At 26.8% G+C, this 24,939-nt stretch carries 26 protein-coding genes; 6 read left to right on the forward strand and 20 right to left on the reverse strand.

Annotation, left to right across the window (positions count from 1 at the left end; all coding sequences use genetic code 4):
* Nucleotides 1-9 precede the first annotated feature (9 nt).
* From AACK94_RS06685 to AACK94_RS06695, 3 genes are all read left to right on the forward strand, one after another.
* Nucleotides 10-1,458, forward strand: coding sequence for an FAD-dependent oxidoreductase (locus tag AACK94_RS06685; protein ID WP_338975616.1), 1,449 nt, complete (start codon nt 10-12; stop codon nt 1,456-1,458).
* A gap of 197 nt (nt 1,459-1,655) precedes the next feature.
* Nucleotides 1,656-1,988, forward strand: coding sequence for a cation:dicarboxylate symporter family transporter (locus AACK94_RS06690; RefSeq protein WP_338975617.1), 333 nt, complete (start codon nt 1,656-1,658; stop codon nt 1,986-1,988).
* Between the two features lie 32 nt (nt 1,989-2,020).
* On the forward strand, nt 2,021-3,178 hold the full coding sequence (locus AACK94_RS06695; RefSeq protein WP_338976376.1) for a cation:dicarboxylate symporter family transporter: 1,158 nt from the start codon (nt 2,021-2,023) through the stop codon (nt 3,176-3,178).
* 187 nt (nt 3,179-3,365) lie between these two features.
* Here the strand turns inward: AACK94_RS06695 and AACK94_RS06700 are convergent, their stop codons facing one another.
* The gene (locus tag AACK94_RS06700) at nt 3,366-3,542 is read right to left on the reverse strand and encodes a hypothetical protein (RefSeq protein WP_338975618.1); all 177 of its coding nucleotides are present in this window, start codon (nt 3,540-3,542) and stop codon (nt 3,366-3,368) included.
* A 277-nt stretch (nt 3,543-3,819) separates the two neighbouring features.
* Between AACK94_RS06700 and AACK94_RS06705 the strand changes: the two genes are divergently transcribed.
* Entirely contained in the window at nt 3,820-4,524 is a 705-nt protein-coding gene (locus tag AACK94_RS06705) for a hypothetical protein (RefSeq protein ID WP_338975620.1), read from the forward strand.
* A gap of 256 nt (nt 4,525-4,780) precedes the next feature.
* Here the strand turns inward: AACK94_RS06705 and AACK94_RS06710 are convergent, their stop codons facing one another.
* The 4 genes from AACK94_RS06710 to AACK94_RS06725 are packed head-to-tail and all read right to left on the reverse strand — an operon-like array spanning nt 4,781 to nt 9,557.
* Nucleotides 4,781-5,302 (reverse strand): hypothetical protein, encoded by a 522-nt coding sequence (locus tag AACK94_RS06710; protein ID WP_338975621.1) that lies wholly within the window; start codon nt 5,300-5,302, stop codon nt 4,781-4,783.
* A 20-nt stretch (nt 5,303-5,322) separates the two neighbouring features.
* The gene (locus tag AACK94_RS06715; protein ID WP_338975623.1) at nt 5,323-7,980 is read right to left on the reverse strand and encodes a cation-translocating P-type ATPase; all 2,658 of its coding nucleotides are present in this window, start codon (nt 7,978-7,980) and stop codon (nt 5,323-5,325) included.
* 23 nt (nt 7,981-8,003) lie between these two features.
* Nucleotides 8,004-8,879 carry an aldo/keto reductase gene (locus tag AACK94_RS06720; RefSeq protein WP_338975624.1) on the reverse strand — a complete coding sequence of 292 codons (876 nt, stop codon included), beginning with the start codon at nt 8,877-8,879 and terminating at the stop codon, nt 8,004-8,006.
* A 27-nt stretch (nt 8,880-8,906) separates the two neighbouring features.
* Nucleotides 8,907-9,557, reverse strand: coding sequence for an NAD(P)-dependent oxidoreductase (locus AACK94_RS06725; RefSeq protein WP_338975625.1), 651 nt, complete (start codon nt 9,555-9,557; stop codon nt 8,907-8,909).
* A 402-nt stretch (nt 9,558-9,959) separates the two neighbouring features.
* On the opposite strand from AACK94_RS06725, the gene AACK94_RS06730 reads away from it, so the two are divergent.
* Nucleotides 9,960-10,601, forward strand: coding sequence for a PGDYG domain-containing protein (locus AACK94_RS06730; RefSeq protein WP_338975626.1), 642 nt, complete (start codon nt 9,960-9,962; stop codon nt 10,599-10,601).
* Between the two features lie 55 nt (nt 10,602-10,656).
* On the opposite strand, the gene AACK94_RS06735 is transcribed toward AACK94_RS06730, so the two are convergent.
* The 7 genes from AACK94_RS06735 to AACK94_RS06765 all read right to left on the reverse strand — a co-directional run bounded on the left by AACK94_RS06735 (nt 10,657) and on the right by AACK94_RS06765 (nt 17,434).
* Nucleotides 10,657-11,454: a hypothetical protein gene (locus tag AACK94_RS06735; RefSeq protein ID WP_338975628.1), complete on the reverse strand. Its 798-nt coding sequence runs from the start codon at nt 11,452-11,454 to the stop codon at nt 10,657-10,659.
* A gap of 22 nt (nt 11,455-11,476) precedes the next feature.
* On the reverse strand, nt 11,477-12,124 hold the full coding sequence (locus tag AACK94_RS06740; protein ID WP_338961659.1) for a nitroreductase family protein: 648 nt from the start codon (nt 12,122-12,124) through the stop codon (nt 11,477-11,479).
* Nucleotides 12,125-12,226: 102 nt separating this feature from the next.
* A complete protein-coding gene (gene tuf / locus AACK94_RS06745; protein ID WP_338961656.1) occupies nt 12,227-13,483 on the reverse strand; it encodes an elongation factor Tu in 1,257 nt (418 codons plus the stop codon).
* 103 nt (nt 13,484-13,586) lie between these two features.
* Complete coding sequence (gene fusA / locus AACK94_RS06750) at nt 13,587-15,689, reverse strand: elongation factor G (RefSeq protein WP_338975629.1); 2,103 nt, start codon at nt 15,687-15,689, stop codon at nt 13,587-13,589.
* Nucleotides 15,690-15,704: 15 nt separating this feature from the next.
* Complete coding sequence (rpsG, locus tag AACK94_RS06755) at nt 15,705-16,172, reverse strand: 30S ribosomal protein S7 (RefSeq protein WP_174481359.1); 468 nt, start codon at nt 16,170-16,172, stop codon at nt 15,705-15,707.
* 14 nt (nt 16,173-16,186) lie between these two features.
* Nucleotides 16,187-16,606, reverse strand: a complete 420-nt coding sequence (rpsL, locus tag AACK94_RS06760; protein ID WP_252320120.1) for a 30S ribosomal protein S12 — start codon at nt 16,604-16,606, stop codon at nt 16,187-16,189.
* Nucleotides 16,607-16,795: 189 nt separating this feature from the next.
* Nucleotides 16,796-17,434, reverse strand: coding sequence for a hypothetical protein (locus tag AACK94_RS06765; RefSeq protein ID WP_338975630.1), 639 nt, complete (start codon nt 17,432-17,434; stop codon nt 16,796-16,798).
* A 254-nt stretch (nt 17,435-17,688) separates the two neighbouring features.
* On the opposite strand from AACK94_RS06765, the gene AACK94_RS06770 reads away from it, so the two are divergent.
* The gene (locus tag AACK94_RS06770; protein ID WP_174481356.1) at nt 17,689-17,970 is read left to right on the forward strand and encodes an HU family DNA-binding protein; all 282 of its coding nucleotides are present in this window, start codon (nt 17,689-17,691) and stop codon (nt 17,968-17,970) included.
* Between the two features lie 150 nt (nt 17,971-18,120).
* Here AACK94_RS06770 and AACK94_RS06775 read toward each other — a convergent pair whose 3' ends face one another.
* From AACK94_RS06775 to rplK, 8 genes are all read right to left on the reverse strand, one after another.
* On the reverse strand, nt 18,121-19,740 hold the full coding sequence (locus tag AACK94_RS06775) for an MATE family efflux transporter (protein ID WP_338975631.1): 1,620 nt from the start codon (nt 19,738-19,740) through the stop codon (nt 18,121-18,123).
* Nucleotides 19,741-19,959: 219 nt separating this feature from the next.
* On the reverse strand, nt 19,960-20,292 hold the full coding sequence (locus AACK94_RS06780) for a hypothetical protein (protein WP_338961647.1): 333 nt from the start codon (nt 20,290-20,292) through the stop codon (nt 19,960-19,962).
* Nucleotides 20,293-20,542: 250 nt separating this feature from the next.
* Nucleotides 20,543-21,682, reverse strand: coding sequence for a hypothetical protein (locus AACK94_RS06785; RefSeq protein ID WP_338975632.1), 1,140 nt, complete (start codon nt 21,680-21,682; stop codon nt 20,543-20,545).
* Entirely contained in the window at nt 21,682-22,677 is a 996-nt protein-coding gene (locus AACK94_RS06790) for an alkaline phosphatase (RefSeq protein WP_338975634.1), read from the reverse strand. The genes AACK94_RS06785 and AACK94_RS06790 overlap by 1 nt, the downstream gene beginning before the upstream one ends.
* 139 nt (nt 22,678-22,816) lie before the next feature.
* A complete protein-coding gene (locus AACK94_RS06795; RefSeq protein WP_281748740.1) occupies nt 22,817-23,182 on the reverse strand; it encodes a hypothetical protein in 366 nt (121 codons plus the stop codon).
* 19 nt (nt 23,183-23,201) lie between these two features.
* Entirely contained in the window at nt 23,202-23,582 is a 381-nt protein-coding gene (locus tag AACK94_RS06800) for a hypothetical protein (RefSeq protein WP_338974398.1), read from the reverse strand.
* Between the two features lie 178 nt (nt 23,583-23,760).
* Nucleotides 23,761-24,441, reverse strand: a complete 681-nt coding sequence (rplA, locus tag AACK94_RS06805; protein ID WP_338958648.1) for a 50S ribosomal protein L1 — start codon at nt 24,439-24,441, stop codon at nt 23,761-23,763.
* A gap of 1 nt (nt 24,442) precedes the next feature.
* Complete coding sequence (gene rplK, locus AACK94_RS06810) at nt 24,443-24,889, reverse strand: 50S ribosomal protein L11 (protein ID WP_338975635.1); 447 nt, start codon at nt 24,887-24,889, stop codon at nt 24,443-24,445.
* Between the last annotated feature and the right edge of the window lie 50 nt (nt 24,890-24,939).

Raw genomic sequence — 24,939 nt, forward strand, 5'->3', positions numbered from 1 at the left:
ATTATAAAAATGAAAATTAAAGTTATTATTATTGGTGCTGGCGCGACTGGGATGGGAGTTGCGAGTAAATTATTACGTAGTGAAAAAAATAGTGATAAAAATTTTGATATCCATGTTTATCAAGAAAAAAACTATATTTCACTTGGTGCTTGTGGTATTCCTTATTATATTGCTAATGAATTTAAAGATAAAAAACTTTTAAATGATCGTACAAAAAAAGATTTTTCAGAAAAAACTAATAATAAAAATAAAATTAAAATTCATTTAAATCAAAATGTTATTAAAGTCGATACAGCAAAACAAGAAATTCATGTCAAAAAAACAACAGACGATAAAACTAAAGCAAAAGTTGTATCTTATCATGCCTTAGTTATTGCAACAGGAGCCAAACCAAAAATTCCGCCACCTTTTAGTCATGGTATTTTGCCACATAATGTTTATAATGTTTTTACTAAAGAAGATGCCATAAATCTAAAAAAAGCAATGAAAAATGCTAAAAAAATAGTTATTATTGGCGGTGGATTCATTGGCATGGAAATGGCAGAAGCATGCTTAAAACAAAAAAAAGATGTCACAATCGTTGAAATGAAAGATCGATTAATGGCAGACGCTGTTGATAAAGAATTTAGCCAATTAATTTATGATGAACTAACCAAAAAAAATATTAATCATAAAACTAAATCAAAAAACGATGCCACTATTTTACTAAACTATCAAGTTGAAGAACTAATGATGACTCATAATAATGTTAATGATTTGCGTTTAAGAAGTGTAAGTGATAAAAAAAATGGAAAAACAATACCTTGTGACTTAGTAATACTAGCAGTTGGTTTTGAACCAAATACGAATTTTTTACAAAATAGCAACATTGAATTAAATAAAAATAAAGCAATTATTATTAACGAATTCTGTCAAATTCCTTCTAAAGAAAATGTTACAAAAAAGTTTTCAAATATGTATAGTGGTGGTGATTGTGCACAAATATATAGTCAATTTGATAAATCATCAATATATGTTCCCTTGGCAACTAATGCTAATAAAATGGCACGTATTATTGCTGATAATATTAAAAACCCAGAACATAAATATCCAGGAACTTTAGGATCAAGTATTTTACGTGTTGGTAATTTAGAAATAACAAAAACTGGTAGTTTTGATACGATTGATAAAAATAAAATTGGTAGTGTTTATATTAAAGATTATGATCTACCAAGATACTTAAAACAATCTCGTCCTTTATACTTGAAACTATTTTATGATAAAACAAATTTCCAATTACTGGCAGCACAAATGGCAGGCTATAATCATGCCACATTAAGAATTAATGCTCTTGCTACTGCCATTTGAAATAAAATGGACATCCGTGATTTACAAAATTTAGATTTAGTTTATTCACCTCCTTTTGCTCGTACTAGTGATATTATTCATATAGCAAGCAGAAAAGTAACATCGTCATAACCTATAAAAAATAAAAAGAATGAGGTAGCAACTATGACAACTCTTAGTAATGACAATATTAACTTATTAAGAGACTTTGTTGGTATTTCACACTGACAAACTCTAATCGGGATAATTGTCTTTTTTAGTATTATCCTAGCACTTTCTATTTTTATTAAAAAACTAAACCTAAATTTCCAATTCGTATTTTTACTGGAATGGGATTAGGACTAATTTTTGGTATTATTATCCAAGTTATTACTGGTTTTAATAATCATAACATTACTTATCCTAACTTACCTGGAACACCAATAAAACCTAATCCTGACTATATATCCTGAGTTGCAGAAATTGTACACTGAATTGAATTATTAAAAACTATTTTTATTATTGGTATTACTATGTTAACTATTCCATTAGTATTTTTAGCTATTGCTAGAATTACTAGTAAAAAAAATAGTAACTCAAAAACAATAACTAAAGTTTCAGGAGTTGGTATTACTATTTTATTAATAAATGTGGCTATTGCTTTTACTATTCCTTTGGACTAGGAATTGCTTTTAAAATTGGCCAAGGTTTTAATTTAACTGATGGTGGTAGTTACGATAAAACTACTGCCAAAACAATTCCCGAAATTATTATTAGTTACGTTCCTAGCAGCTTAATTGGTGTTTTTACTCAAACATTAATTATTCCAATCATTGTCCTTGGTGCTTTAATTGGATTTGCAATTAAAAAACTAACTAAGCATAATGAAGAACGAATGGACAAAGCAAGAAACACTTTAGAAACAATGTGAAAAATTATTATTTTAATATTAATGATGTTTATTAAAACTATGCCATTTGCTGTTATGAGTATGCTAGCAACAGCAATTATTAATCAACCAATTGGTGCACTTGCTAATATTGGCATTATTATTGGAGTCGCTTATTTAGCACTACTTATTACTTTCTTATGACATTTATTATCATTATATTTATTTGGTATTAATCCTTATCGTTGATTATTAAAAGCACAGAAACCAATTATTGCTGGTTTTACAACTCAGTCTTCTAATGCCGCTTTACCAATTGCTATGAATACCTTAAAAGAAGATTTAAAAGTGAAAGAAGAGGGTAGTGATACTACAGTAATGCCACTTTCAACAACAATAGGTTTAAGTGGCTGTGCTGGAGTGCAAGCTGGCATTATTTTATCTTTCTTATGATTTAGTGTTATCCTTCCTGGTAATTTCCCCAACTGAACAATTGCTATTTTATTTATTAATAGCTTAATTGTAACATTAGTTGCTTCATTAGGAATTGCGGGAGTACCAGGAACTGCTGCTGTTGTAACAGCTGGTGTTTTAGGTGGTCTTGGTTTTGGTAGCTATTATGCTGCTGTTTATGGTATTATTGGTGCTTTAGATGGTTTATTTGATATGGGCAGAACTGCAGTTAATATTTCTGGTGGTTTACAAGCTACTGTTATTGCTTCTCGCAATCAAGAATTAATTGAAGATGAAAAACTTTTATTAAAAAAATACCCTTTTATGGGTTTACACATTTTAACAAAGAAAGTTGGAGCCAAATTGTTAATTAGATCTGAAAAAAATGATAAGATTCAAGCATTAAAAAAAGATACTAAAGTTAAAATTGAAGCATTAAAAAAAGTAAAAAATAGTGAGAATGATATTAAATTTTTAAAAGAGCAGTTAAAAAAAGATATTAAAACAATTAAAAGTGGTAAAGATATCTAATTTCCAATTATTATCTAAATAAATTTTTAGTAATCTATTTCATAAAGATATCACAAAACTAAATATATAGTAGAAATTAAGTGAGGAAAATAACTAATTTTTTGATATGGACTAATAAAAATTAATTGATGCGCTAATACATTTCTACCTTCAATAATACCTTTTATTAAAGGACTCTTACCAAATCTTAATGTATAATCATTATACTTTGATTAAAATCATTTTTTTCTTTATACATACTTCTAATTGACTTAGTAAGATATTCATTTTTTTGAATTTTCTTTAAACTATCTGTAACATTTGCAATTGCCTGCTGTTTATCTGATGTTACTGGTTTAGTTTTCTCTGCAAAATAATTTTGCATATAAATATCTGAAATATTTGTTTGTTTAGTTATATCAATAATTATTGAACTTTGATAACTTTTATCATTAAAACTACTAATTATTTTTACACTTTATTTTAGAAATTTTTTGTCATTCTTATTTATTGCCGTGAATAATATTATATAATGGTATTTAAGTTTTATTTTATATAATTTATATGAAGGTAAATGAATTTAAAGGAGAAAAATAAAATGAAAAATTTATTAAAATTATTATCAATTTTAGCAATATCAACACCAATACCATTAACTGTAGTTGCTTGCGATACACCAGACTCAAAAAAAAGATACAAAAATTGATATTTCAACAAAAATTCCTAATAATATAAATTTAGATACATTAAAATTTAAAAAAAATATAAAATCTGAATTTTTAAATAAATTACAAGCAAAATTAGTAGCAATATCAGGTTTAAAAACTATTACAAGTGATGACTATGATGTTTATATAAAAATTTTTGAAAAATATTTTTACTTTAAAGATTTATACTTTATTGATATTTTTAAACCAAATGATTTTTTAACTTTAAATTTAAATATTAAAATTGTTGCTAAAAATGGAGCCAAATTTAAAGGAGAAAAAAATAATATTACAATTAGTTATTGCTTATTACAATGATGAAATGATTTAAACGAAATTACTAATATTGATAGTCCAAGTCAAATTGAGGCTATTTACCCAAATGCTGTTACAAAAGAAGAAATAGAAAATGCATTAGATTCAATCATCAATAATTCTGTACAAAAAATATGTTATGGCGATATTGTCATCAAAAACCTTGATTATGTATATGATATAATAGATGAAGATTGTATTAATAGAATTACTACTATTGATTTATCAACTACTAGTAAGATAGTCAAAGTTAAAATTACTGCTCAATGAAATTCAATTGATTTTGTTGGAATGACTAATTTAATATCTGTCACTTTACCAAAAGCTATTAAAATTATTAACTAATGTAAATTTTAAATCAAAGATGAAAGAAGTCTATTGAAAATACACAAAATTTAATAACATATAGTTGCTATCCAATATATAATTTTAACCCATTACTTTTATACCAAAGTAAATGGGTTAATTGTTTAAAAAGGGTAATTAAAATAGAAACAATTCAACAACATATTTAGTTTAATTTCAAAAATAAAATTTCCATTCTATTAGAGTTTTTTATAATTAAATTATAAAATAAAATCAAAATTTTTTTCAAAAACTATTATGCTGTTAATAAAAAATTACTTATTTTTTCAAAAACAACATTCATATTTAATTTCTTAGGTTTAAAAGAACCATTATCATTAATTTTCATAAACATTTCTTTATACCACAAAGAAAGTTGTTCATAAAAATCTTTATTTATTTTATCTTTATTTTTAATTGTCATCATCATAATTTCATATCAATTTAAATTACATTTATATGGTTGAAAACCTTTTAAATCTCATTGTATACAACATTCAATAATTAAAAAATCAAGAGTTGCAACAAATTCAAAATCATTGTATTTAGTATAACATTTAAATAATGAATTAACATAATGATTTCGTTTTTTCATTTCTAATTCTCATTTACATAAAAGTAAATTAAAATAGTTGCGTTCCAAGTCTAAAAATGGTTGCATTGCCATATTTGTAATTTTTTTATTTAAACAATGATCATACATTAGTAGTTCTTTACGCAATGCAGTTAAACTCATATCTGGTGTATAACTAAATAATTCATACGGAATAATTCTCATTATTAATTTTCCATTCTATATTATTTAACTTTTACTTTATTTTGTTCTTTTTTAATTAATTTATTAACTAAAAGTCTAATTCCTTTATACACTTCTAATAATCACATTGGTATTGTTGATAAAGCAATACAAAGTAATCAATCAACTGCCCGAAAACCAGCACCAATACCAAAAGCATTGCTAACAACAGGTGTAAAAATAATAAAAGTATTAATAGCAAAAGCACTAATCGCCGCAACTCAAATATATTTATTTTTTCAAGTAATCTTATTAAAAATACTTGTATTAGCACCTGAAACAAAAGAAAATGCATAAAAAACAGGAGCATTAGTCATTATAACAAAAACAAAACCTTCACTATTATTTTCACGTAAAATTTGAGGTAAAAAATGAAAAGCTAATAGTAATAAGGTACTTAATATTATACTAACAATACCAATAAATCCTCAACTACCAGTAAGAATTCTATCATTCCGTTTCGTTGGTTTTCTAAGCATTAAATCAGGGTTATTAGGTCCCATTGACATTGGAATTGCAATAACAGATTCAACAATTAAATTAATTCATAAAATTTGAATTGGTTGCAATAATTCATTTCATCCAAAAATAGCACCAATAACAATTGAAAATACTTGGGCCATATTAGTAATTAAAATAAAAATAACAATTCTTTTAATTTTACTGTAAATATTGCGTCCTTCTTCAATAGCATCAACAATAGTAGCAAAATTATCATCAGTTAATACTATTTGTGAAGATTCTTTAGCAACATCAGTTCCCGTAATACCCATCGCTACTCCAATATCTGCCGCTTTTAAACTAGGAGCATCATTAACACCATCACCAGTCATCGAAACAACCTTATTATGACTCTGCAATGCTTTAACAATCTTAACTTTATGTTCAGGAGAAACACGAGCAAAAACTCGATATTGATTAATATTAGCATTAAATGATTCTTCTGGAATATCATCAATCGTATTACCACTAAGTGCTTGTGTTTTATTTTCAATCAAACCTAATTCTTGACCAATAGCAACAGCAGTATTTAAATGATCACCAGTAATCATAATTGTATCAATACCTGCTTTTTTAGTTTTAACTAAAGAATCTTTAACTTCGTTTCTTGGTGGATCAATCATTCCAACTAATCCTAAAAAAGTTAAATTACTTTCAATTTCACTAATATTACTATAATCTTTCGTATTATTAACAGTTTTATAACTTGCTCCCAAAACACGTAATGCTGAATTTGACATTTCTTCCATACTTGCAATTATTTCTTTTTTAATTTGTGCAGTTAATACTACCCTTTCGTTATTAATAAGCGCATGAGTACAAATATTAATCATATTATCAACCGCACCTTTAACAAAAACATAAGTTTCTTTATCGTATTCATTAATTGTTGACATTAATTTACGATTGGAATCAAAAGGTATTTCATGAACTCGAGTATGTTTATCACTAAGTGCCTTTGTTGGAAACTTTAATGTTTCTGATCAATTAATAAGTGCTGCTTCCGTTGGATCACCAATAGTTTTATTTTTACTAACTTCACTATTATTACATAATACTAAACAATCTAAAAATAATTGTTCTTGCTTAGTTTTCTTTTTAAAGTCATTACTATCATTAACTGATTTTGTTAAATAATATTTTTTAACAGTCATTTTATTTTGTGTTAAAGTTCCGGTTTTATCAGAACAAATAATATCAACTTGACCTAATGTTTCAACAGCAGGTAAATGTTTAACAATAGCATGTTTTTTTGCCATTCTTGAACTTCCCAGTGATAATGAAACGGTAACAATAACTTGCAAACCTTCAGGTATTACTGCTATTGTTAAAGCAATTCCAAAAATTAAAGAATTAATAGCAGGTACTTTAATTAAGAAAAATTGTAATAAAAACATAGCTAAACCTAATAATAAAGCAAAAACCGAAATTATTCTAATTAAAAAAGACATTTGTCGCGTTAATGGTGATTTAGGTTCTTTTTCTTCTTGTAATAACTTAGTTATTTTTCCAATTTCAGAAGTTTTTGCTGTTGCATAAACTAAACCAAGACCACTACCTGTCGCAATAGAAGTAGACATAAAAGCAAGATTAGTTCTTTCACCAATTGATAATTTTTCTTCAGTTAATGCTTCAGTAGTTTTACTAATTAAGGTTGATTCACCAGTTAAAAGTGATTCATTAGTACGTAAATTATAAGACTGAATAATACGCAGATCAGCAGGTACAAACATTCCCGCATCTAAATAAACCAAATCACCTACCACTAAATCTTTAGCATCAATATCGTATTTATTACCATTACGAATTACTACTGCTTGTGAAGAAACTAATTTCTTTAAAGAGTCCAAAGAAGCTGCAGCTTTTACTTCTTGATAAGTAGCCAAAGTAGCATCAACAATTACAATTAAAAAAACAACTAATGCTTCTTGTCATTGACCAATAACAGTAGCAATAATTGCTAATGCAATTAATACTAAAACAAATGGTTCAATAAAATGTGCTAAAACTATTTTTCAAATTGGTTTTTTTTTCGTAACTGGTAATTGATTAGGTCCTATTTCTATTAGCAATTGAGCTGCGGCTTCTTCAGTTAAACCTGTAACAAAATTAGTATTTAATTTTTTTGCTAATTCCTTAGTTGAATCATTTCAAATCACAATTATTTAACCCCCTTTTTAATTTAATCCATCATAATTCCTTTTCAAAATTTTTTATCATTAGATTGTGGCCCTAAAGCAGTTTGTGGTAATTTTTGGATTTTTAACATCTCTTCTTCTGTTAGTTGAAAACCCCCAATATCGGGATTACTAATAATTAGCTCTGGATTAGTTGATTTAGGAATAACTACTTGACCCAATTGTCAAGCTCATCTTAAAGCAATGTGACTAGTAGTAACCTTGTATTTATTTGCTAATTCTTGTAATAATGGTATTTCATCTGCTCTACCACCTAGCATTGTTCTTCATGAAGTAACAGCAATATTATTCTCGTAACAAAAATCTATTGTGTTTTTTTGATTAAAACCAGGATGTGTTTCAATTTGATTAATTGCTGGTTTTATTTTTATTTTTTTTAAAAAATCTTTCAATTGTGAACTATTAAAATTTGAAACACCAATTGCCCTAACTTTACCATATTCATAAAATTCTTCTAAGGCTCTTCAACATTCAAAACTTTGTTTAGTTGGTCAATTAATTAAACATAAATCTAAATAATCTAGTTTTAAACGATTCAGGATACCACGCAAAGCATCTTTAGTAAGTTCATATTCATGATTGTCATTTCAAATTTTAGAAGTAATAAATAAATATTCCCTTTTAACTTCTGGATTTTCTGCTAAAAAATCTTTAATTGCATTACCAATTATCTCCTCGTTTTTATAATATTCTGCAGTATCAATATGACGATAACCATTTTGCAAAGCACAAATTACTGAATTATAAATAGATTTACTATCAACCATTAAATATGTACCTAATCCAAATTGAGGAATTTTGACACCATTATTTAAAGTTATCGTTTTTTGTAAAATTTGTTCTTTTGTAAGTTTTAACATTTGTCTAATATCCTTTCAAACAAAATATTAATTATAACCCGCTGTAAAACGTTTTTTAATAAATTTTTGTTCTTTAATCTCATTAATAATAGCAATTGCAGCATCACCATAACTAATTTCACTTTTTCCTTCTTTATTAACAATTAAGTGATTGTTACCAATTTTAAATTTGCCTAAAGTTGGTAATTCTGGGTCATAGTATAAAGAAGGGCTAAAATATGTTCAATTAATGTCACTGCTACGATAAGTATCTAATGCTTGAACTTGTTGTTGTACATGCTCTTTTCATGCTTCAGGAAATGCAATTGTTTCTACTAATATTTCATTCTTATCATTTAACAAACTACCAGCACCACCAACAATTAATAACCTTTTAATATTTTGACATTCATGCATGATAGTAATTAAGTTTTTAGAAACTTGCTGATGAATATTTTGGGGATTATCAATAGTAGGGCCGTAAGCACTAATTAAAATATCAACATCATTAACAACCGCTTTAATACTACTTTTATGAGTAAGATCAGCTTTTTTAATGGTCAATCGATTATCATTATTAAGAATTGGCATTTTAATAGGATTTCTAGTAATGGCAACAACTTGATATCCCTGTTTTAAAGCTTCTTTAGTTAAGGCAAGTCCTGATTTTCCTGATGCTCCAATAATTCCAATTTTCATAGTTAGTACTCCTTTTCAAACTTAATTTTAACGAAGAGTCAACAATATACTATAGTAATTATAACATAAGTACACCTTATATTAGGTATTAGTTTGGGTGTTAGTAAATCATAAAATTATGATTTTAATTTATAATATTGCTACTTTTACTTATAATTTTACAATTATATATAATAATTTAATTACAAAAATATTTTTAAAAAAGATAAAAAAATGATATTATTAATAATAATTTATTAAATGTTCATTACTAATATAGATATTTTTATCTATATTAGTTTTTTTAATTTTATTAAATTATTTTAAAAAAAATAAAGATAAATATTGAAATTTAAAATTTACTATATGTTTATTTTTAAAATAAAGTATTTATTCAAAAAACAAAAAGATGAAGGAGAAAATATGTTATTTAAAGAAAATACAGAAAATTCAAATGTTACATTTTGTATTAAAAATCCTACTGTAAAATATGAATTTCAATTACATCAAGATAATAACCCATTAGAAATTGAAACACTAGAAAAAGTAACAGTAACTTGTCATCGCGGTTATTATATTATTACAGGAGTTATTGGTGAACATTGAGTTGTTAAACAAAAAAAATTTAAAACTACTTATATTCCAGTTATTAATAATATAAGTAAGGGGGAAGCTTGAGCAAATCCCGATTCTAAAATAAAAATAGTTAATCTTAATAAAGATAATAAAAGCAGAGAATTATCACTACCTTGGGGTCCAAATGGTACTAAAAAAGAAGTAAAATATACTAAAGAAGATGTTTTAATTTGAGATGAAGATGGATATTGATATCCTTGCAAAAAATTAGTGTTTGAAAATACTTATTTAATTAGTCAATCTAAAACAGAACTTGAAAAACAATTTCAAAATTTACTTAAATTAACAAATAATAATGATAATTTAGAAACTCAAGATGTAAGTTCAAATAGTGAAACAAGATTGAATGTTAATGAAATTAATAATTTAATGCCTTTATCAACAAATACAACAATATATAATTCACAAATACCAAAAAATTTGAACTAAAAAAATAAAATGTAATAAAAAATATTAATTATTTAAATTAATATTTTTTATTTTCTTAATATTTATCACAAAAAGTATAAAGTAATGATAAGATTGCAGCACCAATTAAAACATCATTTTGATTATGATTTGCTACTTGCGTAGTAAAACTAGGTAATAAACAAATATTATTAAAAAAAAATTGATCAATAATTCTTCCAATATTATTATTTGTTAATGAAAATTGTTCTTTTAATATTTTACAATAATCATTATTATTTTTAATTAGTATTGAAGTTTTTTTAGTAGCACCAACATCAAGATGTAAACCTTTTTTATATAAAGGTAAATTTAAAACTTGATCATTATTTCAAATATCATATAAATCAAAAATTTTATGTTTTTGAAAAAAATAACTAACTTTATTTTTGAATTTACTTTCATCATTATGATAACTCAAATAGTTTTTTAACATTAATATTTCAGTTCTGGCACCAAGTAAAATCAAAGATTTAATGTTATATTTTAATAACTTATTAGTTAAAAATTTAAAAAACTGTTGTTGATGTTTAACAAGTTTTAAATCTTCATTTAAAATATTTGGTTGTGGAATAACAGTTTTAACGAATAAATGTAACTTTTTATTTTGTAAATTACTAACACTTAAATCTTCTTTTTTATTAATAATTAATAATGCAATTGAAAAAATTTTTTCAAAATCATGAGCATACGAATTGTTCTTTTTTTTATGTAATAAATTACGAAAAGTCTCAAAATCAAAAATAAGAATTGGATATTCAATCTTATCTAAAAATTTACCAATAACATTAATATTTAATTCAATATCTAAGTTATTTATTTTTAATTTTTCCATTGCAATACCTTTTCTAATACATTTATTTGATAAGCGTACTGATTTCACTAACTTCATTTTTAATAATTTTAGTTTTTGATGGATAACCATAACCAGCAGACACTAAAATTGTAACATGATACTTATTAGGTTCAATAATCTTATTTGATTCTAAGTAAGTTAATAATTGTTGTTCATTAAAACCACCTAATACAACATTATCAATTTCATGAGCAGTTAATAATAATAAAAGGTTTTGTAATAAAATAAAAGTTTGACATTGTGCCCAATGATTTATTTGTGTTTTTTTGTCATGATCAAAGAAATTATTAAATGTTGATTTATAAATTTCGTATTGTGGTTTTGTTAAATTACGTCTTTTCATAACAGTATCAACAAATCATTGATTACTAGTATTGAAATTTTCACCACTATAACTTAATAAAATAAATAAATGTGAACAAGTACTAACTTGTTGTTGATTATTTATGATTGGTTGCAATTGTGCTTTAATTTTAGAATTACTAATAACTAAAATTTTTCATGGTTCTAAACCATATGAAGATGGGGTATGACGCACATAGTTAAGAATATCGTTAATTTTACTATCACTAATAACTTTACTAGGATCATAATTACGAATTGATTTACGATTTAAAATTAGACTTTCCAGTTCTTTAACATAAGGCATTGATTTGTCATCTCTTTTCTATAAATTAATTTTACTACTAAAATATTTTTAATCAAAAATCTTTATTCTCTTTTGAGAATAAAGATTTTTGATTTAATGTGATTATTCAATAACCTCAGTAACTTGTCCGGCTCCAACAGTTCTTCCGCCTTCACGGATTGAGAATTGAGTACCTTTCTCAAGGGCAACTGGGTGAATTAATTCAACAGTAATAGTAACGTTATCACCTGGCATAATTAATTCCGATTTTTCACCTTTATTAATAAAGTTTCCCATACTTCCTGTAACATCAGTTGTACGGAAATAAAATTGTGGTCGATATCCCGGATTAAATGAAGTATGACGTCCACCTTCTTCTTTAGTTAGAATATAAACTTCACCTTTAAATTTAGTATGTGGAGTAACTGATCCTGGTTTAGCAATAACTTGTCCACGTTGAATATCTTCACGTTTAACTCCACGTAATAATACTCCAACGTTATCACCAGCTTGTGCTTCATCTAATAATTTTCTGAACATTTCAATACCAGTAACAACAACTTTTTTAAGACCTTTGTTAATACCAATAATATCAATTTCATCATTAACTTTTAAAGTTCCACGTTCAATTCTTCCAGTAGCTACTGTTCCACGTCCAGTAATAGTGAAAACATCTTCAACAGCTAATAATACTGGTTTATCAACTTCTCTTTTTGGTGTTGGGATTCATTCATCCATTGCTGTTAATAATTCTTTAATTTTTGCTTCTCATTCTTTTTTACCATCTAATGCTCCTCTTGCAGAACCACGAATAATTGGTGTATCATCACCTTCAAATTCATACTTAGTTAGTAATTCACGAATTTCCATTTCAACAAGTTCTAATACGTCATCGTCTACACTTTCCATATCACACTTATTTAAGAATACAACAATTTTTTTAACTCCAACTTGACGTGCCAATAGAATGTGTTCACGTGTTTGTGGCATTGGACCATCAGTTGCAGAAACAACTAACACTGAACCATCCATTTGAGCTGCACCTGTAATCATATTTTTAATGTAGTCAGCGTGACCTGGACAGTCAACGTGTGCATAGTGACGAGTTGGTGTTTCATATTCAACGTGAGCTGTATTAATAGTAATACCACGTGCTTTTTCTTCTGGAGCAGCATCGATAGAAGCATAGTCCTTAAACATACCTTTATATCCATCTGCTTCATGTTTTGAACAATAACTAGTAATTGCAGCAGTTAATGTTGTTTTTCCGTGATCAACGTGACCAATTGTTCCAACATTAACGTGCGGTTTTGTACGTTCAAATTTTTGTTTTGGGCCTGTTGATACAGGCTTTGATTTTTTTACTTCTTTTTCTGCCATTTTTGTTTCCTCCTTGGAAATAATTAATACTTATTTTTATTTAATTAAATTAAACACTAAGATAATTTTAAAGTAAAGTTATTATACTTTCAATTAAATTATTTTATTTTTTAGTAATTCTTCCTTTTTGATATTTACCAGCAACTGCTTCAGCAACTGATTTTGGTGCTTCTTCATAGTGTGAAAAAGACATTGTATATGTTCCGCGTCCTTGGGTCATTGAACGTAATTCAGTAGCATAACCAAACATTTCAGATAAAGGCACTTTAGCTTTAACAACTTTACTATTACCACGCATTTCATCTGCTTCGATAGTACCTCTTTTACCAGAAATTTTACCAACAATAGAACCATAATATTCATCTGGAATAATAACTTCAACATTCATAATTGGTTCTAATAATACTGGTTTTAATAAATCTTTATTATCTTGTAAAGATTTAGAAGCTGCAATATTAAAGGCACGTTCTGAAGAGTCAACAGGGTGGAATGAACCATCATATAATGTTGCTTTAACGTCAATAACTGGATATCCTGCAATTAAACCATTAGCTAATGATTCAATTAATCCTTCTTGTACTGGTTTAATGTATTCACGTGGCACTTTACCACCAACAATTTTATCAACAAACTCGAATCCTTTATCTGGATTTGGTTCAAATTTAATAATAACATGTCCATATTGGCCGCGACCACCTGATTGATGAATATATTTACCCTCAGCGCGTTCACAAACTGCTTTAATTGTTTCACGATAAGCAACTTGTGGATTTCCAATGTTAGTTGCTACTTTAAATTCACGTTTTAAACGATCAGTTAAGATGTCTAAATGCAGTTCTCCCATTCCTGAAATAATTGTCTGTCCTGTTTCTTTGTCTGATGAAACACGGAATGTTGGATCTTCTTCTGCAAGTTTTTGTAAACCTAAACTCATTTTTTCTTGATCAGCTTTTGTTTTAGGTTCAAGCGCTAATGAAATAACTGGTTCTGGAAATACCATTTTTTCTAAAATAACTTCATGTTTTTCATCACATAATGTATCACCAGTAGTTGTATCTTTTAAACCAACAATAGCAGCAATGTCACCAGCATAAACCTTTTTAATTTCGGCACGACTATTGGCATGCATTTGTAAAATTCGACCAACACGCTCTTTTTTTTCTTTAGTTGAGTTTAATACATAACTACCAGATTCTAATGTTCCCGAATATACTCTAAAAAAAGTTAATCTTCCAACAAAAGGGTCAGTCATGATCTTAAATGCTAACGCTGAGAAAGGTTCTTCATCACTAGAATGACGTTCTACTTCTTTTGATGAAACAGGTAATATTCCTTTAATTGCAGGTACATCTAATGGTGAAGGCAAGTAATCAATAACTGCATCTAACATTAATTTAACACCTTTATTTTTAAAGGCACTACCACATAATACTGGGAAAAACTCAGCAGCAATTGTTGCTTTACGAATTACTGTCTTAATTTCAGCAACAGTTACTTCTCCTTCAGCATATTTCATAAAGAAATCATCATCAAAGTGAGAAAGTGCTTCTAATAATTCCTCACGTCTACTTGCAATAACATCTTTAAGTTCTTCAGGAATTGCAATTTCTTTATAATCCTCATTTGGTTTACCATCAAAATGGTATGCTTTCATCTCAATTATATCAATAATTCCATCAAAAGCATCTTCTGCACCAATTGGTCATTGAATTGAATGAGCATTAGCACCAAGACGATCTTTTAATGTTTGAATTGAATGAGCAAAGTCAGCCCCAATTTTATCCATTTTATTTGCAAAAACAATTCTTGGTACATTATACCTAGTTGCTTGATTTCAAACAGTTTCGGTTTGTGGTTCAACTCCAGTTTGCGCGTCTAATACAGCAACTGCTCCGTCTAAAACTCTTAATGAGCGTTCAACTTCAACAGTAAAATCAACGTGACCCGGAGTATCAATAATATTTATTCGATTATTTCTTCAAACAGCAGTTGTTGCAGCTGAAGTAATAGTAATACCACGTTCTTGTTCTTGTTCCATTCAGTCCATAGTTGCGGCACCTTCATGTACCTCACCAATTTTATGAATTTTACCAGTATGATATAAAACTCTTTCTGTTGTTGTAGTTTTACCAGCATCAATATGAGCCATAATTCCAATATTTCTAGTATTTGCTAGTGAATATTCTCGACCTGATTTTTCTGCCATTTTCTCTCTCCTTTATTATCATTTATAGTGAGCAAAGGCTTTATTAGCTTCAGCCATACGATGAATTTCATCACGTTTTTTAATTGATGAACCATTACCAGTAGCAGCATCCATAATCTCAGCTGCAAGTTTATCTTGCATACTATTACCATATCTTGCTTGTGAATAAGAAACTAATCAACGAATTGCTAAAGTTATCTTACGAGTAGCACTAACTTCAATAGGAACTTGATAGTTTGCACCACCAATTCTTCGAGTTTTAATTTCTAATTGTGGTGTAATATTAGCAATTGCCTTTTCAAATACTTCTAATGGTACTTGTTGGGTTTTTTCTCCAACAATTTTAAAAGAATTATAAACAATTTTTTGAGCTACACTTTTTTTACCATCAATCATAATGGCGTTAATTAATTGAGTAACAATTTTTGAATCATAAATTGGATCAGCAACTAATTCTCTTTTAATAGCTTGATTTTTACGCATTTAGTTTTACCTCCTTATTTCTTATCTTTTGGTTTTTTAGTTCCGTATTTAGAACGACCTTGATTACGATTTACTACTCCGGCAGTATCAGAATACCCACGAATAACATGGTATCTAACTCCAGGTAAGTCTTTAACTCTTCCACCACGGATTCCAACAATAGCATGTTCTTGCAAATTATGACCTTCTCCAGAAATATAAGCAGTAACTTCCATACCGTTAGTTAAACGAGCACGAACAATTTTTCTTAAAGCTGAGTTAGGTTTTTTTGGTGTTCTTGTAGTAACTACAAGCGCTACACCTTTTTTTTGCGGACTGCTAATTGAAGAAGTTGTTTTTGTTAATGAATTATATGAAACATTTAACGCTGGTGATTTAGATTTGTATTTTTTATCTGTACGTCCTTTACGTAATAGTTGGTTCATTGTTGGCATTAATCGTTAGCCTCCTTTATGATTTTAAAGAATTAATTATATACACAATTCCTAGTGTATCAAAATTTAGTCCAATAAGTATAATACCAGTTTTTAATAGTAATAGTCAAATAAATTTTGAAAAATAATTAGAAAAAAATGACACAATTTAAATTGTGTCATTTTAATTATAATAAAATATTATATTTCTTATTCGTGTGCTGTTACACCAGTTAATTTAACAGCAACTGAAACATCTTTTGATTGCCCAAGTGTAACTTTAATATTAACTGTATTATCTCCTACAGTTAAATCTGTATCTTCTTTATCAAAAGTAAATGTTGCTTCACTAGCTTTATCTTCATCAGTAACTTTTTTAATTGCTGCTGTAATAATATCTTTAGCATCACTTTGTTTTTGTGAATCATTTAATGATTTACCATCAACACCTTTTTCTAAAGCTGCTTTAATATCAGTTGTAACTTCAACATCTGTCTTTTTATGTGCTAATGTAAATGTAATAGTTATTGAATCACCATTATAAATTTTACCATCAGGAGTAACTACTGCACTAGTAATTGGATCTCCCTCTTTTTCAGGAGTATTAACTTTAACTGTAATACCATTTAAATCAATGTTTTTATTTTCTGGAACTGCTTTAATAGCTTCTTTAAGTTCTTTCTCAGTTGGTTTAGTAATATCAACAACTGAAATTGGACCTAATTCTTTCTTTTTTAATACTGTATCTAAATTAACTACAGTTTGATCACCACAAGCTACAACTGAAGTAGTAGCTACTGTTGTTAGGGCTAATGCACCCATAAGTCTTAATAAATTTTTCATTTGCATATCTTAGTACCTCCGAAATAGTTATTTACTTATTTTTTGAATTTTAACATACAAGAAAATGAATGTAAAGATTTTTTCCCTTGTACTTATTAATTAACATATAAATTTATATATTCAAATCTTATTTTTTTACTAGTCTTTAATTTTCATTAAATAAGGTTTTTTTAAAAAATGTTATATAATAATAAGTATCATTTAAGGCATGTTTTTATAGCATACTTATGGTAATTGGTGAAGAAAGGGTTGAAAATTTTATGCAAAAAAGTCAGATAGCACGAGCTGTACAAAAAAAATTAGAATTATCAGAAAAAGAATACAAAGAAGTGTTAGAATTTATCTTAGATAAAATTGCTACTGCTTTAATTAAAGGAGAAAAAGTAACACTACGTAACTTTGGAACTTTTACTATTAAATACCGCAAAGCTCGACCGGGAGTAAATCCACAAAATTCAGAACCGATGGCTATTCCTAGAAAGCGAGTAGTTAAATTTAATTCTTGTAAAGCATTAAAAAAGAGAGTTAATGAAGGTAAATAAATATTTTATTTTAGGAATGACTTCAATCAAATATAGATTGTATATTCATTCCTTTTAATTTGTAAAATTAACAACCTTTTTTAATCTTAAATAATTAAAAAAAATACTCTGTTTTAAATGAGTATTTTTTATTTTCTTCATATATTAATATTAAGATATATTTTTATTAAGTACTTTTTTTTCTGATAAATTAGATATTTGCGTTTTTTTATCTTTAGTTGTATGAATAAATGGTTTAGATTTTCAAAATGTATAAATTAATAATGGTAATAATATAAAAGCAGCAAATAAATCAATAAAGTCAAGAAATAAATAAAAATAAAAACCATTATGAGAAACATGTGCAACATAATATCCTAAACCTAAACAAATAATTGGCATTATAATTGTTCGTTGTAAACTAGCAAATAATGACAATTTACCACGATTAATTGATTGATAGAAAATAACAGCAACATAATGTAGTGTAGCTAATGGATAAAAAGCAAACTGCATAATAATATAAACTTTAAAGAATCTTGCCATTTCTAAATCTACGCCAAAGAAATGCATCATATATTGCCCCGCTATTACTAATAATAATACTGAAGCAATTAGCAACAATAAAAGTAATAAAGTTAAACGTCACATCAATTGTCAAACACGACTAAAGTCCTTTGAACCATAAACATAGCCAATTAATGCTCTTGCTCCCTGCGTAATTCCAATAATAGGTGCATTAATTAAAATTAACCAAGGCATAATACCACCATATAATTGAACAAAAACCGGAATACCAGTACTTCCTCCACCATGATAGTCTGGAGGTGGCAATGTATTTAAAATTTTAGTAGTAACCATTGCCAAAATACTTTGGGCAATATTTTGTAATAAAGAAGTTGCACCAATTAATAAAATGCCCGTTACTATTACTCATTTAAGTTTTAAGTGTGCTACTTTAAATCTTAAATTATCGGCACTATATCAAATAATATCTATTGAAAATAAATTAATGCTTGCTCAAGCAATAATAGTTGCATATGCAGTGCCTTCCATTCCTAATTTACCAGGAATAACAAAAATAAAATCTAAAGATATATTTACTAAACAAGCTGCAACATTAATTAAAATTGTTCATAACATCATTCCTTCACTACGTAACAATGAAACTAAAAAATAAGCAAAAAAAAGTAATGGTGTAGCAAGAATTAAAATTTGTGAAAATCTAACTGCTTCTTTAATTATTATTTCCCTAATTACTGGATTACTTCCAGCATCACTTCCAGCTTGAAATTCAATAATACCCTGACAACTAAAATACATAATGATCATAAGAACAATAGAAACTAAAAAAGATAATAGAAACCCATTTCCTAAATATTCTGACATTTGTTCTCGTTTATTTTGACCATATGCAATTGAAAACTTAATACCTGTTCCAGTAGCAACCATTAAAGCAAAGGAAACCATCATTGAAGAAGGAACAGCAGCATAAGTAGTAGCAATATTAATAATTTTTAATGCTTGTTCAGCAGTTATCATTATTCCTGAATTTTGATAATTATTATAACGATCAATAATACTTTGTCCACCTCATTGTGTAGCAATTCATTTATCAAAAATTTGATAAGTAGAAAAAATAATTACAGCAATTAAAGGTGGTGTGACCATAATAAAGATTGCTTTTCATGGATTTGCCGTGCTAAAAATAGCTTGTCTTTTCAACTTGTTTATTGAATTTCTTTCTGTTCGTTTATTGAAAGTAACTTTAGCAAGATTTTCTTTTTCCATAATATTATCCTTTCTAACAAAATTAATCTAATTAATATTATATTTTATAAAAGCTCATAACTAAAATATCTATTGCTGTCACAAATAAAAAACATGTTTAGTATTTTAAAAAATGTTAGAAGAAAAAAATTAAAATATAAATTTTTATAAAAAATATAATTACATTATAACCTAATAATAAATAAATATTTAAAAATAATCTCTTTAATTTATTTTTATTTAAAAACTATCATTACTTTCAATTGAAAAAACAATTGGTATTTTATTAGTTTTTCACTTAGTTCCTGTATGAAAATCAGGAGTAATAATAACATAAACCATACCAACTTGTTGATAATAGTTATTAATTACATGTTTAGCAAATTTATCACTAAAATATTGAATTGTGAAATTACCAGTTAAAGGATCACTCTTTAATTGATTAGAAGTATTAATAACATTCTTATTAATTTGTTGATATGTTAAATTAGGATTAACAATAATTGGATCCATTCCTGATAAATCATTAATTGTATTTAAATCAGAACGCTTATCTGTTAAAGTTACTTTCAAAATGGCTGTTGTTCCTGTTCAATAAGGATCATTAACATCTGCTGTAATTTTAACTCAAATATCACCAGCAACCTGTTCTTCATCATCTGCTGCTACTTTTCCTTCTTCATCACTAAAATAATTAACAGTAAAACCAACTGCTAACTTATTTTTTCAAATAAAGATGGTTGATTATAAAATGAGGAAAATCGTTAATAATTAAAAGATAATAATTATTTTATTATAAGAGAAAAAGATTAATTATAATAATTTAATGAATAATTGCTTTCTTTTTTTCTATAGCAAATACTTTAAATTTAAATAGTTTTACATACTGTCTTGATAAAAAAGCACAAAAGAAAATTAAAATTAACATCTTAACAAATGAGTAAATTATAGTAACAAAAAAATTATTATTTACAAATTCCACTGCTCTTCTAGCAACATTTAATCCAAATATTAAGCGCAATAATAAACCTGTCATAAATTCAACACTAATTACTTTATTAAAAGCAATATGGAAAAATAAAATAAAAGTAGTACCATGAAATAAAAAGGCTAAAATTTTATTATAATTAATATTTAACATAATAAAAGGAATAAATAAAAATAAAGCTTGCAAAATTTCCATAATATCTCAATAAATTAAAGGAAAATAAAATATCATTCGACAACTAATAATAACAATAAATAAAGAAAAACTAAGTAATGAATAAACCACATTATCTTTTATCTTTTCTCAATTTATTCATCACTGAAAATTAAGACCAACTAAAAAAGCTAATAACCCAAGTATCAGTTGTAAAAATCCACCCTCACGAAATGATACATAAAATAAATCTCAATTAAAGTTATCATATCAATATAACTTACTAGTAAGTTGCAAGTTAATACTAAATATTAAAACTATTATTAAAAAAATACTAGTAATAACTAAAGTTATTATTTTAACAATATTTCAACTTTTATTACTTAAAGAAAAATGGTTAGTAACAACTTTTACTAATGCGCTACCACCAATAATAATTCATATCATTCATTTACCATAATCAAAAAATAATAATTTAAATCATAATCCTATCATATAACCTGTTGTTACATATCCTTCTTTAAAAGCAAAAAAATCTAAATACATAAAACTTGTAATTAAAGATAAAATCATAATAGCTAGTATTAATTTACTATACTCTTTTCAACTAAAATTATTATTGGCACTTAAAAAACCAAATGATATCAATATAACAAATAACATTGGTGAGCAAAAATAAGCATTAAAAGCATGTAAACTACCACCAATATTTAAAGTAACATTTTGTACATTATTTCAAACAATAAAAATAGTAGCAAGCACAATAAGTAATCTAATGCCATTATCTCGAAAGTTAATTTGTTTAAAATTGATAATATCCATTACTTAAACTCCTCACTATGATCATACATATTTGTCATATCAAAAAAAGGTGTTAAAATTGGCTGACCATCTCAAATTATTGGTCGTGAATTAATATCTAATAATCAAGCAATAGTAGCTGGAATATCATAAATTTTAATTTTATCTGGAATAATTCCGTATTTTGGAATACAATTTCCTGCAAAAAGCAAAGGAATTTTTTGTTCAGCATCAGAAGAATGACCATGATATTGTGAAACACCTCCATGATCAGAACTAATAATTAATAAGGTATCTTCTCACATTTCTAAATCTTTTAAATTTTCAATAATACCTCCAATATATTTATCAGTCTGACTAATTGCTTGATAATATTCTTCACTATTTCATTCACGTGAATGACCTGCTAAATCAGGATTAACATAATAAAAAAATGAAAATAAAGGTTTATTAATTAATACATTTTTCGTATTTTCAAAAGTTTGTTTATCATTTTCTGTTGCATAATAATTACCATTATTACTAATTAAAGTTTTTATATTTTCTTGCCCTTTGGGCTGAAAATTAGCAATCATTTCACCTTCACTAGCATAACCAAATAAATTTTTTGAAGAACCATACTTATCAATAATAGAACTAAAAATACTTACTTGATCAGCTTTTACTTCAGCATGAACAGTATGATGAATATTCCACAAATCTTGATCAACAACACCATGCTTAATAGGATCTGTAGCAAACATAACACTTGCTCAATTTGCAGCAGAAGAAGTTGGTAAAACATCACGTGCTTCCAATGTATATGCACCATGATGCATTAAATAGTTCATATTTGGACTATAACCACTTTTTAATGCATAACTGGCCATACCGTCAATACCCACCATAACTACATGTTTAGGTTTTTTTGCTTTAGGAACCAATTGATTAGTTGGTTCATTTGTTAAATAATCGTTACTATGTGGTACATAATTTAAAATTGGATCGCGATAACTATCGTAACTAATAGTTATCATAATCCAAACTACTACTCACACAATATTTATTAGTAAAAAAACAATTATTTTTTTAGAATTAAACATCATAATACACCCTTTTTAATGAAATAATGATTGTTAAATTTTACCATAAATAAATTTATGAAGTAATTATATATTAAATTCTTGACTTTCATCATCCTCTAACTAATAAACTAACTCCAAGAACAAAACATATTGGTACAATAATGATTAAAAAAATAATTGCAAAATAAACTTGTTCAAAAGGATGAGAAACATAAGTATTTTTAGCCGCTTCTATATCTAGTTGATCTCAATTATAAAACAAATTAATAATACCATAGTGTTTTAAACTTCAAAAACCGTTACCAAGAAAATTATTATAGTGATCATTAAAAATAGCTGTTCCAAATAGTATTAAACTAATTATTAGAAAAAGCAAAGTTAAAATACATAAGAATAATCCTAGTTTTTGCTTTCAATCCCAAGATGTAACTTTTTTATATTCTACATTTTTATCCATATTTAACACTTACTAAACACTAAGAATATAATCAACGTTTAAAATAACCAAATATTAAAGATAAAACACTAACACCAAGAAAGATAGCAGTTAAAATTACTGTAAATACAATTCCGACAACTACTTGCGCAAGAGGATAAGTTAAAAGTTTATCACTAGTAGCATCTGTTCACATTTGATCATAGCCAGCTTTGCTTAGAAAACTATCAAGTCCTCATACAGAAATAGCATGAAAGCCATTTCCGGCATATTGTGAACTTCCTCCACTTGGGGCTTTAAAATTGGCTGTTGCAATTAAAATTAGTCCTAATGCTAAACAGAGCAAACTAATTACCAGTGAGGCAAAGCCAATTTTTATTCCTCAATTTTGTTTCTTAAAAAGATTTATAAGATTTTTCATTAAGGTTTCTCCTTTACTACCTAATTATTTTATTGTTTTACCAAAATAATGTATTAATTGGTATTATCACAATAAATAAATTATAGCGTAAAATTTTTTTAAATATTAAAAAAATTATGAATAAAAACATAAAAAAATCATTAGTACTTTTACTAATGATTTTTTCTATATTATTATATTATTCTTCAATTAATACTTTAATACCAGGGCCCATTGCTGTAGTAATACTTATATTTTTAATATAAGCACCCTTAACTGCTGCGGGTTTAACTTTTCTTAAAGTGTTAAGAATTGCTAAATAATTATCTTTTAACCCTTCTTGTGCAAATGATACTTTACCAAGAATAACATGAATATTACCTTGTTTATCAACACGATATTCAACTTTACCTTTACGAATATCAGCTATTGCTTTTTGAACATCCATTGTTACTGTTCCTAGTTTTGCTGTAGGCATTAACCCTTTTGGTCCTAATACTCTACCAATTTTTCCTAATTCACCCATCATTTCGGGTGTTGCAATAATAACATCAAAATCAAATCAACCTTTTTGAATTTTTTCAATCATTTCCTTACCACCAACAAAATCAGCTTGACTTTCCATTGCCTCTTTTTGTTTAGTAGTAGTTATTACTAAAACACGTTGTGTTTTTCCGGTCCCTGCTGGTAAAACAATAGAACCACGTAACATTTGATCAGCATGTCTTGGATCAACATTTAAACGAAATGCTGCTTCAACTGTTGCATCAAATTTTAATGATGAAGTTTGTTTAGCTAATTCTAAAGCACGATCAATTGGATAAACTTTAGTGTTATCAACTAATTTTGCAACTGCAAGATATCTTTTACTTCTATTCATATTAAACACCTTGCTTTCCATCTTCAACAGTAATACCCATATTCTTGGCTGTTCCTGCAACAATTTTAATTGCATCTTCTAAAGAATAAGCATTTAAATCAGGTAATTTAATTTGAGCAATTTCTGTGATTTGAGCAATAGTAAGTGTTCCTACTTTTGTTAATTTAGCATTTGATGAACCTTTTACAAGTTTCAATGCTCTTTTTAAAAGAAATGTTGTTGGTGCAGTTTTTATTTTAAAGTCAAAAGTTTTATCTTTATATGCTGTAATAAAAACTGGAATTGGAACTGGATTAACATCATCTTTTTGATCTTTGGTTTTATCGTTAAATTCTCTACAAAAACGTGGCATATCAATACCGAATGATGCTAAACTAGCACCTGGTTTGGCACTACCAGCTGGTAATTGAATAATACCTTCACGATTAATATTTTTTTTATCTGCCATGAGCAACTCCTCCTAAATGGATTCTCACTGTGGTCCAAACGAATAAATCT

The organism is Spiroplasma endosymbiont of Monopis laevigella (genome assembly GCF_964019975.1).
Lineage (GTDB): Bacteria > Bacillota_I > Bacilli_A > Mycoplasmatales > VBWQ01 > Spiroplasma_E > Spiroplasma_E ixodetis_A.